The sequence below is a fragment of the Paraoerskovia marina DSM 21750 genome, assembly GCF_000701465.1.
In the GTDB taxonomy this organism is placed as follows: domain Bacteria; phylum Actinomycetota; class Actinomycetes; order Actinomycetales; family Cellulomonadaceae; genus Paraoerskovia; species Paraoerskovia marina.
The window spans coordinates 1-15,506 of the sequence record NZ_JNIY01000006.1 but is presented as its reverse complement, the minus strand read 5'-3'; the positions used below and the strand labels follow the sequence as shown (position 1 = coordinate 15,506).

Here is a 15,506-nt window from a genome sequence, read left to right as displayed (position 1 = left end):
CTAATAGACCCGGGGCGAGAAGTACAAACCGGGGCCGTCGGGATCGGCTCTTCCGCGAGATTCCGCCGATTCGTACACCCCCGGTGTCGGCCTCGGTAGCGTTCTGGGTGTGCTGAGCAGCCAGAGTTCCCCGCCCGGAGCGGGTTCGGACGTCGGATCGGGCTGGGCCGCGTTCGGGTCACGGTCGGGACGCGGCGTCGTGGAATGCGTCGACCTGCACGCGGACCCGGGCGCTCTCGAGCGTGGCGGACTCTGGTTCGTGGTCGCGGACTTCGAGGGTGCCGAGCGCGGCGGACGGGCTCGCGCCTGGCGGTTCGCGGAGTCCGGGCCGCCGCCGGCCCCGCGCGCGTGGCGGGGTCCTCGTCCGGACCGGTGGCGGTCGTCGTCGGACCAGCAGGAGTACGAGGCGGCCGTCTCCACGGTGCGTGCCAGGGTCCGATCCGGCGACGTCTATCAGGTCAACGTGTGCCGGGTGCTCTCGGCCGAGCTGTCGCCCGAGGGTTCGGAGCCGAGCGCCGCGGCCCTGGCGCACCGGCTGGCGCAGGGAAACCCGGCACCCTACGCCGGGGCGATCCACGTCCCCGCCGGCTCCGGCGTCGACCCCGTCTGGGTCGTCTCCGCCTCGCCCGAGCTCTTCCTCCGACTGGATCAGGGGATCGTGACCTCCGGTCCCATCAAGGGGACGGCGACGACGGCGGCGGGGCTGTCGGCGAAGGACCGTGCGGAGAACGTGATGATCACGGACCTGGTGCGCAACGACCTGCAGCGCATCTGCGAGCCGGGGACCGTCGGCGTCGACCGGCTCCTCGCAGTCGAGCAGCACCCGGGCCTGGTGCACCTCGTCTCGACGGTCAGCGGCGCGTTGCGGCCTTCGGCGTCACCGTGGTCGGACGTGCTGGCGGCGACGATGCCCCCTGCCTCGGTCTCGGGCGCCCCGAAGCGCGCGGCGCTCGGCATCGTCGACGAGCTGGAGACGGAACCTCGGGGGCCCTACTGCGGCGCCGTCGGATGGGTGGACGCGGACCAGGGGGCGGCCGAGCTCGCCGTCGGGATCAGGACGTTCTGGTGGTCCGACGGCGTCCTGCGGTTCGGCACCGGCGCGGGCATCACCTGGGGCAGCGACCCGCGTGCCGAGTGGGAGGAGACCGAGCTCAAGGCTCGCCGGCTCGTCGCGCTCGCCTCTGGTGCAGAATGTGACCCATGACTCCGGTGATCTGGGTGGGCGGCGTGCTGGTCGACGCGACGCAGCCGTCGGTGAGCGCCGTCGACCACGGTGTGACGGTGGGCGACGGCGTCTTCGAGACGTGCCGCGTCGACGACGGGGCGCCGTTCGCGCTGACGCGACACCTGGCGCGGTTGCGCCGGTCTGCAGAAGGGCTGGGGCTCGACGCCCCGGACGACGGCACGATCCGGCGCGCTGTCCGCGAGGTGCTCGCGGCGGCGCCCGACGCCGGCCGGCTGCGCATCACGGTCACCGCAGGACTCGGGCCCCTCGGGTCTCAGCGCACGCCGGGCGAACAGACGATCGTGGTCGCCGCCTCGGAGGCCGGCGCGTCACGACCCGCGCGGGTGGTCCGTGCCCCATGGGCGCGCAACGAACGGTCCGCGGTGGCGGGGCTGAAGACGACGTCCTACGCCGAGAACGTCGTCGCGCTGCGGTACGCGTCCGAGCGTGGCGGCGACGAGGCGGTCCTGGCCAACACGCACGGCGAGCTGTGCGAGGGGACGGGGTCGAACGTCTTCGTCGAGCGCGGGGGAGAGCTGCTCACACCGCCCCTCTCGTCCGGATGTCTCGCCGGGATCACCCGCGAGCTCCTGCTCGAGTGGGCCGCCGACGACGGCCTCGCGGTGCGCGAGGCGGAGGCGGGCGAGCTGGGCTTCGAGGTGCTCGACGACGTGCTCGACGGCCGGGCGCAGCTGTTGATCACCAACAGCGTCCGGGACGCGCAGGCCGTCACCTCGCTCGACGGCGTCGACCTGGAGGCCGGGCCCGTCTCGCTCGCCGCCGAACAGCTCTTCGCTCGACGTCGCGCGGCCCAGGTCGACCCGTAGGCGTCCGATTGGAACTGAGGGGGCCGAACCGGCTACTATCGTCCAGCACGCAGGGCCTGCCCTGCGACGGGCGATTGGCGCAGTGGTAGCGCGCTTCGTTCACACCGAAGAGGTCACTGGTTCGAACCCAGTATCGCCCACCCGCAGAGATCCCCTCTGACCAGCGGAGACGCTTGGTTGGAGGGTTTTCTCATTTGCGCGTTGGGGCTTTAGAATCCGCTCAGTTCGCTTATTCTCCCGAACATGGGCGGTCGCCGACAAGATTGACGGCGACCGTGCAGCAGTCCCGTACACCTTCGGCTAGAGGGGGACTCGGCCCGAACCTACTCGATTCGTGTAGCGACTTCAGAACTCCACGGTACCTCGATCGACCGGTACGAGCTGACCAGTCCGTCATTGGCGATCTCTTCGTCCCGAGTGACGAGCGACCCGCGGAGGCATGCGTAGACCGGTGGATTCTCGCCCATGGTCGTTCACCGGCGTCCACCCGTGGCTGGGGCTTCATGGAGCGATTGATGAAGCAATGAGGGGTGGGTGCTTCGGGCTGCGCCCGTTCCTCAAAGACAAGCGCGTCCCGGCTGTCCACCAGGCCGCAGACAATGACAAGCGCCGTCTCCCACCGGAAACACCACCGCGGGTGCCCCAGTGGCAATCTGACGACCGCGAGAGTGTCGGTGGTGGCCCGCAGTTGTTGTGGGTCGTGACGTTGGCGACACGCCGGCGGGCATTGAGGTGAGGAAGGGGAGCATCTCGACCTGGAGGATGGAAGAATCTTTACCATCCGCCTGCGAGAAGGACCTACCCCTCATGACCCGCGCTAGCGCTATGTTGACCGCTGCTGGAAGGTTGTGCCTGTTTGAGAGGTGCGAGCGTCGTCCGATCGCGCACGTCGCCGCGAGGGCAGTCGTTCCCTGCCAAACGGTCACGAAGTGGCTGTGCCGGTCTGAGAGTCTCGGCGAGGTGGGCGTCGTGGACCATTCGAATGCCCTGCACACCGGCCCGACTCGAACTAGACCTGAGTCCGTGGCTCGATTTGAGGCCCTGCGCCGGACCGACAAGTTCACCGCTCGGCAGATCCACGTCGAGCTGAACCGTAAAGCCCATTCGATCGCGCCGGTGACGGTCGAGCGGCGGCTGGGTATCGTCCGGCGGCGAGGTATTGACTCCACCCGCGACACCAACCTCATGATTGGGCGGATCGTGGCCCGCTGTCCGGAGCACATGGTTCACCTGGGCCTCAAGGAGCTCGGTCTCATTCCGACGGTGGTGGCTGGCGTACCCACGGCTGCGGGTCCGAGGCCGCCAAGGCCGTCAACCGCGCCAACGCCAAGGGCACCCGAGTTGAGTACTTCTACCGGCATTCGGCCGTCGACGGGGTCTCCCGCCTCGCCTACACCGAGGCCTCCCCGACGAGAAGTTGAGCAACATGATCGGGTCCAGGAGCCGGGCCCGGAGGTCCTTCGCCGCGCGCGCACCACCCGGATTTCATGCGTGGTGACCGGCAGCGGCTCGAACCGCCGCGTTAGGGACTTCTACGGCGCCATGTTCGCCTCCGCGGCCCGTCACCAGGGCATCTGCCCGTGCACGTCCAAGCGCAGCGGCAAGGTCCAACGCTACAACTGCGACTTTTCCGACGAACTCTTTTGCGCCTGCATTCGGACCTCAGACGCGCATCGCGCGGAGGCGATTATCGTCTGGACCATCCACCACAATTACCATCGAGCACACTGCAGCCGGGGATCAACCCCCAGCCTCATGGCTCCGAACGCCTGCCACCAAAGTCAGGACTCAGAACTCATAGAGTTCCGGGAGCCGACTGACAGAGAGGTGGCCTAATGGCTCAAGCGCCAGTGCCAGGCACGCTCGGACGTCAATTGATCCTGTCAGATGGTCCTCAGGAGATCTCTGGTGTGCCCACGGAGTGGGCAGGCAGGATGTTTGTCCTGGGCGTGAACGTCGCCCGGTTCGCCCGGACCGCTCTACCCGAGGACCGGCAACTCGTGATCGCGCTGTCGGTGCCTGCGCGGGACTTCACAGCAGTGCTCCTGGGAGCCGGGTGGACCTGCGCCAGTACGCCGAAGCCCTTGTCGTCCCTCGAGGCCGTCCCGGTCGGCGCCCCTGTGCGCCTAGTCACCACCGGAAAGATCGTGACTGGGACGCTCCGGGAGTTGCGGACCGTCCGCGGTCAGGAACGTGTGGTCACCACGCAGGGAACCTATCAACTCGACTCCGTTTGTGCCGTTGCCCATCTGGACCATCCGGTGGAAGACGCAGACGGAATCCGTCCCGATCCAGGAGAGTTCTCCAGGTACGTCGACCTCGACCGGATGTGGAACCAGCGATTGGCCAACCCTGCTGCTGATCTGGCAATCGTTGGCACCCGGTCCTGGCTTGAAGAAGATCTCGCTTCCTACATCGGAGTCAGCGGACGCCGCTGGGCCCCGACCCGCGTCCGTGACGTCCTTCTCCCCTCCGGAGCGGGAGCTATATCGGTAGGGACGCAGATCTACCCCGCGGCGGACTTCGCCGACGCAGACGTCCACGAGCAGATTGAAGGGGTCATCCTCGATGGGACCGCCGCGATCCGGTACCTCAACCAGATTGAGGCGCGCGTCGTCATCTGCGTACTGGATCGATCCGTCGTCGACGAGACCGCGGTCGACCTCGTCCTCGGGCGCCGAAATCCCCGCGGGAGGCCGCTGGACGAGGGCGCGCTGAATTGGTCCACCCCGGACGGGGTGGAAGCAATGGCCTTCACAGTCAAGAGAAGGACGGCGACCTGGTGAGCCGCCGGATCGAGAACCTCAACAAGCGGTTCGCCGACATCGCTTCCATCCTCAAGTATGGGGTCGAGGTCCAGCTGGCAGAAGACCCGCTCGGCTACCGGTACAGCCAGGCCGTGCGGACCGTCGTCCGAACCGCCAAAGACGACGACCCCGAGGTCTGGGCCGACGTCCTCGGCGCGGCCAAGTCGCTGCGCTCGAAGTTGCTGCTGCACCCTGAGGAGGACAGCCGCACGATCGCCGAGCACGTCGACGCCCTGCGTGTGCAGATAACACGGATCCGTCCGAACCTCGCGGACAGCGCGATGCTCGACGAGGCGCTCGCAGCCGCTGTCGCCTTGCGCGGACAGCAGTCCGCCGTGGGCGAGCTGCTGTGGCAGGCGGTCGAAGATTTTACTGCCGAGGACTGCCTTGTGGTCGTCGGCAGTAGGCGTGCGGCCGAGGCCATCAGCGACTGGATTGCTCCGCTAGGCGCGAGGGTGCTCACCCCTGGAGACTTGCGCAGGGAGCCCCTCAGCGCCTCAATCGCCCTGATCGTCGGCCCTCCGAGGTTCTTCCACTCGTCGATGGTCACATCGCCGATGACCTCTGAGGTGACCTTCATCGTCCCGAACTGGTTCGGTGACCGGAGCATCCCTACCACCAGCCTGTCGGAGTACGCGGAAAAACCCATCCTGGTTACGGCCCGCGAAACGGGCCCCAAGCGTCCGGCCCCTCTACCAGCACGAGCTTCCGAGGCCGAAGGGGCTGCTGAGGTACAGCCCGACGAGACCGAGCTGGAACCGTCGGCCTTGTGGAAGGCGCCGCAGGACGGCGAGCGAACCCCTCGGCCCGACGAGGTGCGCGCACGCAAGGTTCTGCTCAGCGGCGGCTACTCGGTCTGGATCGACGCCGGAGACCGGATCCGGTCTTTGGACCCCTACCAGCCGGCGGGGGAGAACGTCGTATATCTCGGCGTCGCCACCTTCCGGGACCTCAGCCCAGAACAGCTCGCCCGTACGGAGATCTACCTGCTGCTGCGCAGTGCCACGAAGACGCAGCACTCCTATCTACACGAACGTGCCCGAGCCTCCCTCGGACCGACGCGCACCCTGGTCCAGGAGACCCAGCAGTCCTGGAAGAGCAAACTGCGGGGGCGGATCGACTCCTGGGGTGAGCAACAAGTCGTTCGATCCCTCGAAGACCACGGCGTGCAGGCAGCAGGCGAGGCAGTGGCATGGACCAGCGAAGAATTCACCCGACCGCTGCGCAACGACGACTTCCGTCTGCTGTTGGATTGGCTAGACCTTGCGACTGATGGGCCCGAGTACCGCAACGCCACCAGGCTCCGCAGTGCCTTCCGTTCCGAGAGTCACAAGGTGCAGACGCAGATCGGGAGGTCGGTTACTGGTGGCGACCTGGCGCACCTGAAGCAGGACGGGCACCGTTTGCTGCCCGCACCAGAACCGGGAGAGCCCGGGTTGACAGCGGCCCGGGTGCTCGCAGTTTCCCCGCATGACGAGATCAAGCCACGGCACGAAGTTCGGGTTCTCCGGGCCGACGACGCAGGCCGTTGGCTGCAGTAACGACGACCGCCTCGGGGCCGGGGCCAGGAGGAAGAGAACTGTGAACGGTATGCAAGCACGCCAGGTGATGGAAGACGCGGTTCGGCGCGAGCTCGTCGGCCCGATCGGGGGCGGGCCCCCCGAGGGCAAGGCGATCGACTGCTCTGACGGGAAGGTGGTCTTTGCCACGTGGCAGGAGGCCTCGGGCCGGTTTCATGACGAGACGAGCAAGGAAGAAGTCCTCACCCAGGACAAGCCCCTGCGCCGCTACGGAGTCGGGGTGCTCTATCCCGAGGCCATGACCGCACCTCCCACGGTCGAGGAGAAGGAGGCCCAGGACGCAGAACTGGACGGCGTCACGAGTATTGCAGTCGCGCCCGACGAGGTCGACCAGGAGGCCATGTCGACCGGCGAGGAGGAGGTCGAGTCCAAGCGGCCGGTCCGCGGAGCATTAGACGATGATCTCGACCTGACCGACGCGAACGGATTCAAGCCCTCGGCGATGGCGATTTCCTTCGAGTGCCGCATCTGCACGGACTCCAGCCTCGTCGTTGATATCTCGGGCGCCCAGTACTCCAAGGTCACTGCCCGTATCCCGAGGAAGGGCCAGAGCACGGACACCCACGAGGAGACGTGGTGGCTGCGCCGTCCGTTCACGGGCAATGTGACCTTGCCTGGTCAAACCTTGCAGGCGCAGAACCGTCGGCTCCACCGGGCTGAGATCTCCTACGAGGGCGACGAACCCACTGTGCGGCCGTCCCTCGAGGTCTTCAGCCGCCCCGTTCCTGGCGGCGGAGACTCAGACCTGCGGATCGTCACCGTTGCGTTGGTCAACCGCAGTGCCGGTGTCGGCGACGCAAACGCGATCTTCCAGGCCGGGTTCACGGTCACCACCCAGGGGAAGGCTCGCCTGGTTGCCTACCACGAGGCCGCGCGCAAAGACCTCGACGAGGAGGAGCAGTCGCTCGACCTGCTCTACCGCAACCATCGAACCTACGCTGTCGGGCACGGGTGCGCCGCCCGCTGGGATGAGAGCAACCGTGAGGCTCCTTCGTGGGTGGCCACCGACGCGCTGCCCGCCTACGAGGTCGAGAGCCTCACCCCCGACATCTTTGCGACCGACGACAACGGCCAGCGGGCCCCGGTGACGGTCAGCATGCGCGACCTTGCACTGGGGAACGATGACGGTGTGCAGCAGGTCAGGCAGGTCCTGAGCCTGTACGAGGCCTGGATCGCCGAGCAGAGTGCGCTGATTCCCAGCCTGCCCGAGCGGATGCAGGCCCCTGCCCTCCGGCACATGGAGGAGGCCGACCGGGCCCTGGCACGCATGCACGAGGGCTGGAGGACCGTTCAGGAGGAGCCAGACGTCGCCCAGGCGTTCCGATGGGCCAACGAGGCGATGCTCTTCCAACAGATCCGCTCGAGCCTGCCGCTGCGCAAGCTCGAGGAGCACGGTCGAGGCAAGAACGTCACCACCGCTCCGGTGGGGGCGCACCCTGAGGTTGGCGACCTGCAGAGCGTCCGGATCCCTGCGCGCAAGGGCACCTGGCGGCCCTTTCAGATCGCATTCATCCTTGCCTCGTTGCCGGAACTGACCAATCCAGCGCATCCCGAGCGCGCGCTCGTCGACCTGATCTTCTTCCCCACCGGTGGCGGCAAGACCGAGGCTTACCTGGGAGCCGCTGCGGTTAGCCTGCTGGCCCGACGGCTGCGGGACCCGAACGACGCCGGCACCGACACGATCATGCGGTACACGCTGCGGCTACTGACCGCCCAGCAGTTCCTGCGCGCCGCTTCCCTGGTCTGCGTGCTCGAAGAGTTGCGCACCCGCCGGCCGGAGGGAGTGGCGACCCCGAACCGGGACCGGCTCGGGACGGAGCCCTTCCGCATCGGTATCTGGCTCGGTGGCACCTCGACCCCCAACACTTGGGACCAGGCCTCAAGGAGCCGGACTGCACTGGGCAAGGAGGTGAACACGCAGAACAAGTTCCTGCTTCTGCGCTGCCCGTGGTGCGGCACCCAAATGGGCCCCTATGGGAAGGCGAGCAAGAACGGGCAGAAGATCGCTGGGTACGTGCAGCAGGGCAAGCAGGTCGTCTTCGAGTGCGCCGACGAGGACTGTTACTACGCCGACCGGCCTATGCCGGTCCAGGTTGTGGACGCAGACATTTACGCCAACCCGCCCTCGATTCTCATCGGCACCGTCGACAAGTTCGCGATGCTGGCGTGGAAGCCTGAGGCCAGGGCGATCTTCGGCTTGGAGTCCGACGGCAGCCGTACTGACGTCTCCCCGCCCACCCTGGTCCTGCAGGACGAGCTGCACCTGATATCTGGACCGCTGGGGTCGATGGTCGGCATGTACGAGGCGATCATCAATGACCTGTGCACCGACCACCGCCCCGCAGGACCACCCGTTCCGCCAAAGATCATCGCGGCGACCGCGACGATCCGCAGCTACAAGGAGCAGATCCGCAATCTCTACGGGCGCAGCGACGTCGCGCTGTTCCCGCCGCACGGCTTGGAGGAGGGCCGGTCCTTCTTCGCCGAGCCTGACCGTGCCCCGGACGGCAGTAAGAAGCCTGGGCGCAAGTACTTGGGTGTCATGAGTGCGTCCCTGGGGTCGACGCAGACCGTCCAGGTCCGCGTCGCGGCCGCCATCGCACTGGGGCGCGAGCAGATCCCGGAAGAGTCAGAGGACGGTGGGCCCAGCCCGCGCGATGGGTACTGGACCAATCTGAATTTCTTCAACAGCCTGCGCGAGCTCGGCAACACCCTGTCGCTGCTGGAGTCCGACATCCCCGACCGCCTCCACGGCCTCAGGAAGCACATCGACGGGGACTTCCACTTCCTGCGCAACTATATGGAATTGACCTCCCGACGCCGCTCGGACGAGATCCCCAAGGCGATCGAGAAGCTCCAGGTGCCCTACGGCAAGGTCGGGTGCGTGGATGTGTGTCTTGCCTCGAACATCATCGAGGTCGGTGTCGACATCAACCGCCTTGGCCTCATGACGATCATTGGCCAGCCCAAGACTACCGCCCAGTACATCCAGGTCAGCGGGCGCGTAGGGCGCAACCCGCGGGTCAGCCCCGGACTGGTCATCACCCTCTACGGAGCAGGAAGGCCGCGAGACCGCAGCCACTACGAGCGGTTCCGTACCTACCATCAGCAGTTGTATGCCCAGGTGGAACCGACCTCGGTCACTCCGTTCGCCACCCCGGTGCTGCGTCGCGCCCTGCACGGCGCCGTCATCTCGTACATCAGGCAAACTTCCGACGCGGAGCAGCCCTTCCCCTTCCCCGAGGAGAAGTACTGGGAGGCTGTCGAACTGTTAAAGGCCCGCGCATACACCGTCGAGGAGGGAACCTACGTCGAGACGGACGACGTCGCGCACCTCCAGGCTGAGGCCGAGCAGCGTGCCGCCAAATGGCGCAAGGGCGGCAGGACCGTCTGGGATGCCAACGTCGGATTCGGAGACCCTGACAACGGGCTCATCCGGTTCGCGGGCACCCTCCCGAAGGACGGTGACAAACAGATCCTCACCTGGGACACACCCAGCAGCATGCGGACCGTGGACGCCGAGTGTCGCCTGGACATCCGCAAGGGCAACGCCTACATCGAGAACGACCCCGAACTGCAACCTGGAGGTTCCAAGTGAGCACGGGAGACATTCGGCGAACACAGCTCGTCGCCCCCTTCGGGGTCGGAGCGATGAGCATGCTCGTCAACGGAACCTCGGTCATCACCGCAGGACTGGACCACTGGTTCCCGACCGCCAAGGAGGACTCGAACTACGAGCCCGAGGAATTCCAGGCCAGTGATTGGCGCCTCGAGAAGCAGCTTCACGTCTCCGAGTTCCGCCTTCCCCCGGACTTCCGCCCCTACTACGCCGGCGATAGCGACTCCAGGAACACCGGGTTAAAGGTCCCCGCGCTCCGCTTCCCCCTGGTGCATTTCTGCATGTACTGCAGGCGCTTGGAGGCCAGCACTCTGAATCGGACCGGTCGCGTCGAATGTAAAGACGCCAAGCACAACGACTGGAAGCGCCCCCCGCGCATGGCTCAGGTCCCGTTCGTCATGGCGTGCCCCAAGGGTCACCTAGCCGACTTCCCATTCTCCGAGTGGGTCCACCGAAGCCTGCGCCCGGCCTGCCGCAAGCCCCTGAGGTTGCGCTCATACGGTGGCGGGCTCGAAGGGCAAGTTGTGGTGTGTGAGTGCGGCGAGCGCCGCTCGCTGCAGGGCATCATGCAGGGCGGGAGTCAGCAGACCGTGGCGACATACCTCAGCCGGGAGTTGATCGGCGGGCAGGGCAATGAGTTCCTGTGCAAGGGGTCGGCTCCGTGGCTTGCGGAGGAGGGAAACCGCCTTTGTGGCGAGAACGTTCGCGGCGCCCTGCGAGGTGCCGGGAACATCTACTTTCCCAAGGTTGAGTCTTCGATCTACCTGCCCGTTGTGGCCGGCGCCGTGCCGGCTGAGGTCAAGGAGCTCCTGAAGCACCCGAAGGTCCAGAGTGTCCTCCTCGACTTCTATGAGGACTCGGACGCGGGCAGAAGTGAGATCGATCCGGTCGCCCTGCACAAGAAGCTCGTCAAGCGGCTGCCTGCCGAGCTCGTCGATGGGGTCGGCGTGGAAGAGTCCCATGCCCTCTACAAGGAGCGCTTCGGCATTGGTGGACAGGTTCCCGCAGACGTGCCGCTCTCCAGTGACGTCGACCTTCTAACCGCAGACGACAGTTGGCGGTATCCCGAGTACGCGCAGATTCGACAGGCGCCCAAAGACGACGACCTCGCGGCCAGCGACCCCGGAGTGCACCCCGATTCTGCCGAGGCGATCAGCCGGGTCCGGTCGGTAGAGACTCTGCGCGAGACCCGGGTCCTACGCGGCTTCACCCGTCTCACGGATACGCCTCTCGGACTGGCAGAAGGCAAGCAGATGCTGCGACGCAATAAGCTCGACCGTGAGCACGACTGGCTACCCGCCTACGTCGTCAGGGGAGAGGGCATCTACCTTGAGTTGGACCACGAGCGGCTGGAGGTGTGGGAAGGACGTTCCGAGGTCAAGGCTCGAGCGCAGTTGATCAGCGACCACTATGGAGTCGCGGCCTCCAACCGGGGGCTACTGCTGAGGGACTTCTCCCCACGCTTCGTCATGTTGCACACCCTGGCGCACCTGCTGATCAACGAGCTGGTCTTCGCCTGCGGTTACAGCTCGGCCTCCTTGCGTGAACGGCTCTACGTTTCTACCGTGCCTGGCAAGGAGATGGCTGGCCTGCTGGTCTACACCGCTGCGGGTGACTCGGAAGGCACCATGGGAGGCCTGGTACGCATGTCTGTGCCCAGCAACCTCAACAAGGTCCTGCAGGCATCGCTCGGCAATGCAACCTGGTGCTCCACCGACCCGGTGTGCATGGACGCGGGAAAGCACGGACAGGGGACGGACTCGTGCAACCTGGCAGCCTGTCACGGATGCGCGCTGGTCCCGGAGACCAGCTGCGAGGAGTTCAATCGCTTCCTCGACCGAGGCCTGGTGATCGGCACGTTCGACGAGCCCGACCTCGGGTTCTTTTCCGACATCGCACGCTGAACGACCCGCCGCCTGCTGGGCGTACCAAGAAAGGGGAATCCCTTTTGGTCTACCTACGTACTGCAGCGGTGGACGATCGCCAGATCCGTGGCTCGTTGGACGAGCTGCTCAGCTAGAGCGCCGACCCGGCCTAGGCTGGGGTCAACGTCACTGGGAGTGGCACTGGCCGGGCCGCGTGAAGGGTAGCGTTGCCTCTCGACCGCGTGCTTTGGGGACTGCGGTCCGCGGCAGTCGCGAGGGACAAGTAGGGGTCCTCGGCTATCCACAGCCTGCTCCCACCGGTAGTTACCCACAACCGAGCGCGCTGGACGTCGTCCGTACTGAGCGGAGCCGACAGGATGGCCGCCAACCTCTCGCGCCGTGGTCCGTGTCGGTGGCGGGTGTCAGCATCGCCGTGGATAAGCCTCGGTGAGACCGAAGAGGAGTTGAATGTGAGCGGTCTGACGGTCGTTGAGATCTGCGCAGGTGCCGGGGGACAGGCTCTCGGCCTCGAACTCGCTGGCTTTGAGCACCGGCTAGCAGTTGAGCTCGATGAGAACGCCGCTGCGACCCTGAGGGAGAACCGCCCTGAGTGGGAGGTCAAGGTTGGCGACGTCGCTGATGTGGGCGTCTGGAATCCCGACGACTACAGCGAGGGCCTCTCTCTGCTTGCTGGTGGTGTTCCGTGCCCCCCGTTCTCGATCGCCGGCAAGCAATTGGGGACCAGCGATGAACGCGACCTGTTCGCCTGGGCGATCGAGCTCGCCGGCCGGATGCAGCCACGCGCGTTGCTCCTCGAGAACGTTAGAGGCCTGTCCATGCCTCGCTTCTCCGGCTACCGCCAGCACGTCAAGGACCGCCTCGCAGAATTGGGGTACTGGTCGGACTGGAAGCTGCTTGAGGCGCGAGATTTCGGAGTGCCACAACTACGCCCGCGATTCATTCTTGTTGCGTTGCGAGAAGAGGACGCGAGGTACTTCAGCTGGCCGGAGCCGACCCCGTACATCGGGACAGTCGGTACTGCGCTGCTCGATCTGATGAAGGATGACGAGTGGCCCGGCGCCGACGCTTGGGCCTCGCAGGCGGACGGCATCGCACCCACCATCGTCGGCGGATCTAAGAAGCACGGCGGGGCAGACCTCGGCCCAACTCGCGCTAAGCGGGCATGGGCGGCACTCGGAGTCAACGGTCTTGGCATCGACGACGCACCGCCGACAGCTGATCACGACAGCAACTATGTTCCGAAATTGACCACAGAGATGGTTGCACGCCTACAGGGGTGGGGGCCGGACCCAAAGTACCGATGGAAGTTCACGGGTCGAAAGACCAGCCGCTATCGGCAAATCGGCAACGCCTTCCCGCCACCGGTTGCCCGTGCAGTCGGCGGGGCGATTGCTGCGGCTCTCAAGCACGAAGGTGCCCGAAAGGACTTCGCCGAGGCCGAAGCTGAAGCCCTGCATGATCCGATCTACCTTGCCCTGAAGGACGCCAAACGCCCCCTATCAGTCCAGCAGATCTCCAAGGCGACCGGCGGCGTGGTCGGTACCCGGGACATCGAACAGCGGCTTGGGATACTCTCGCGCGACTTTGAAATCAAGCACGACGGTTCTGGCGACGAACGGACATACGCGCTGGGCGCATTCAAGGGGTTCATTGGTCAGGAGGACCACCTGCGCCACGCAGCGTTCGAGGCCGCGAGATCTAGGATCAGCTAGGGCGTGTCTCCCATTTGGGCGGTGAGGCTCGCGCGAGCATGACGGGGTGACGAGCGACTACTACCAGCGGGTGCGGTGGCGGCACGTGAGCGGCGACGACCCTGTCGCCTTGTGGGCGCACGTTGTCGATGGTTGGGAAGTGCGGAAGGTCGACGAGTTCGCCGACGGGCATCTGGTTTGGGCGGACGGGGGCCGCGGGTCCGGCTCCACACGTCTGAGCGAAGTACCGATGCCGACGGCTCGGGAGATCGCTGGTGACTCGCAGTTCGCCATCGAGATCGTCGATGCGACCGTGTTCGATCGCGTGTGGCAGCGAGCCCTCGCGAGTTCGTGACTGCGGCTATGCGCGAGCCTAGGCGATGCAGGCGCAGAGAATGTAGGCCGCACGATAGGTGATCGCGAGTTTGTCGTAGCGGGTAGACAGTCCGCGCCACTGCTTGGCGAGGTTAAAGTGCCGCTCGACGACGTTGCGACCCTTGTAGGCGGCCATTTCCACGCGGGGCGGCCGCCACCGGGCCTTGACCCCAGATAGTGGACACGCTTGATCCAGGTTCGTCCTGGAGGAAGCGAGATGATCCACTCATGGCGAGGAAGAACTATTCCGAGGAGTTCCGCCTCGATGCGGTCGAGCTCTACCGGTGCACCGATGGCGCGACGATCAGACAGATCGCGGACGAGCTCGGGGTCTACGACGCGACGTTGTCGAGCTGGCTCAAGGCAGCCGGCGTGCCGACAAGGTCGGCCTCCGGGACGACGGCGTCGTCGACCACCGGTGGTGGGGCCGGGACCGCCGAGGAGGAGAACGCCCGGCTGCGCGCCCAGGTCGCCCGCCTGGAGGCAGATCTCAAGCGCACCGAGACCGAGAAGGACATCTTGAAGAAGGCGGCGAAATATTTCGCCGGGGAGACGAACTGGTGAGCCGCTTCCAGTTCGTCGCCGACCACTGCGACACCTTCGAGGTCAAGCGGCTGTGCAGGGTCATGGGGATCGCCCGTTCGTCGTACTACAAGTGGGTCGCCACCGCTGGCGCCAGGGCCGCCCGCAAGGCCGCTGACGACGCCCTGGCCGCGCGGATCGTGGCGGTGCAGAAGAAGGACAAGGCCTACGGGGCGCCGCGGGTGACCGCGGACCTCAACGACGGCGTCGCCGAGCCTGAGCGGGTCAACCGCAAGCGAGTCGCCCGCGTGATGCGTCAGCACGCTCTGCCCGGGCTGCGGCTGCGCCGACGTGTACGCACCACGATCCCTGAACCCGCCGATCGCAAGTACCCCGATCTACTGGGCCGCGACTTCACCGCCGTCGAGGCGAACCGCAAGTACGTCGGCGACATCACCTACCTGCCCTGCGGTGACGGCACATTCCTCTACCTGGCCACCGTGATCGACTGCTACTCACGCCGACTGGTCGGCTGGTCGATCGCCGACCACATGCGCACCGAGCTCGTCATCGACGCCCTGGATGCCGCAGCCCGTGAACGCGGCACCCTGACTGACGCGATCTTCCACGCCGACCATGGGGCGGTCTACACCTCCAAGGACTACGCCGCTGCCTGCGCCCGCCACGGCGTGCTGCAGTCCATGGGCGCCGTGGGCTCCAGCGCGGACAACGCCCTGGCGGAGTCGTTCAACGCCACGATGAAACGCGAAACCCTCGCCGGCGCGCACGCCTACCACGGCCCCGAACACGCCCGCCGGACCGTGTTCCGCTGGATCAACCACTACAACAAGCGCCGCCGCCACTCCTGGTGCGGATACCGCTCACCGATCACCTACGAGACCACGACCACCGCTACGCTGCGACTGGTCGCCTAACCACCCAGCGCGTGTCCACTATCTGGGGTCAAGGCCCAC

The 15,506-nt window shown here is 66.3% G+C and carries 10 protein-coding genes, 1 tRNA gene and 1 pseudogene; 11 read left to right on the top strand and 1 reads right to left on the bottom strand.

Annotated features, from left to right (window positions below; all coding sequences use genetic code 11):
* Positions 1-109: 109 nt before the first annotated feature.
* The 10 genes and pseudogenes from Q343_RS0110400 to Q343_RS0110355 all read left to right on the top strand — a co-directional run bounded on the left by Q343_RS0110400 (position 110) and on the right by Q343_RS0110355 (position 13,990).
* Positions 110-1,204, top strand: a complete 1,095-nt coding sequence (locus Q343_RS0110400) for a chorismate-binding protein (RefSeq protein WP_231959155.1) — start codon at positions 110-112, stop codon at positions 1,202-1,204.
* The gene (locus Q343_RS0110395; RefSeq protein WP_029253519.1) at positions 1,201-2,052 is read left to right on the top strand and encodes an aminotransferase class IV; all 852 of its coding nucleotides are present in this window, start codon (positions 1,201-1,203) and stop codon (positions 2,050-2,052) included. Before Q343_RS0110400 ends, Q343_RS0110395 begins: the two co-directional genes overlap by 4 nt.
* Before the next feature lie 68 nt (positions 2,053-2,120).
* Positions 2,121-2,192 (top strand) — tRNA-Val (locus tag Q343_RS0110390).
* A gap of 667 nt (positions 2,193-2,859) precedes the next feature.
* A pseudogene (locus tag Q343_RS14055) lies at positions 2,860-3,853 on the top strand (transposase family protein).
* Between the two features lie 109 nt (positions 3,854-3,962).
* Positions 3,963-4,838 (top strand): hypothetical protein, encoded by an 876-nt coding sequence (locus Q343_RS15480; protein WP_211248999.1) that lies wholly within the window; start codon positions 3,963-3,965, stop codon positions 4,836-4,838.
* A complete protein-coding gene (locus Q343_RS0110375) occupies positions 4,835-6,400 on the top strand; it encodes a hypothetical protein (RefSeq protein ID WP_029253517.1) in 1,566 nt (521 codons plus the stop codon). The genes Q343_RS15480 and Q343_RS0110375 overlap by 4 nt, the downstream gene beginning before the upstream one ends.
* 49 nt (positions 6,401-6,449) lie before the next feature.
* On the top strand, positions 6,450-10,037 hold the full coding sequence (locus Q343_RS0110370) for a helicase-related protein (RefSeq protein ID WP_248616822.1): 3,588 nt from the start codon (positions 6,450-6,452) through the stop codon (positions 10,035-10,037).
* Positions 10,034-11,962, top strand: a complete 1,929-nt coding sequence (gene drmB, locus Q343_RS0110365) for a DUF1998 domain-containing protein (RefSeq protein ID WP_029253515.1) — start codon at positions 10,034-10,036, stop codon at positions 11,960-11,962. Before Q343_RS0110370 ends, drmB begins: the two co-directional genes overlap by 4 nt.
* Before the next feature lie 431 nt (positions 11,963-12,393).
* Positions 12,394-13,656, top strand: a complete 1,263-nt coding sequence (locus tag Q343_RS0110360; protein WP_029253514.1) for a DNA cytosine methyltransferase — start codon at positions 12,394-12,396, stop codon at positions 13,654-13,656.
* 46 nt (positions 13,657-13,702) lie between these two features.
* Complete coding sequence (locus Q343_RS0110355; RefSeq protein ID WP_029253513.1) at positions 13,703-13,990, top strand: DUF6881 domain-containing protein; 288 nt, start codon at positions 13,703-13,705, stop codon at positions 13,988-13,990.
* Between the two features lie 18 nt (positions 13,991-14,008).
* Here Q343_RS0110355 and Q343_RS14915 read toward each other — a convergent pair whose 3' ends face one another.
* Positions 14,009-14,236 (bottom strand): transposase, encoded by a 228-nt coding sequence (locus tag Q343_RS14915; RefSeq protein ID WP_428829349.1) that lies wholly within the window; start codon positions 14,234-14,236, stop codon positions 14,009-14,011.
* Between the two features lie 2 nt (positions 14,237-14,238).
* On the opposite strand from Q343_RS14915, the gene Q343_RS0110340 reads away from it, so the two are divergent.
* A protein-coding gene (locus tag Q343_RS0110340; protein WP_407946453.1) for an IS3 family transposase occupies positions 14,239-15,467 on the top strand; the annotation gives its coding sequence in 2 pieces (ribosomal slippage) (positions 14,239-14,554 and positions 14,554-15,467; 1,230 coding nt in all).
* The last annotated feature ends 39 nt before the right edge of the window (positions 15,468-15,506 follow it).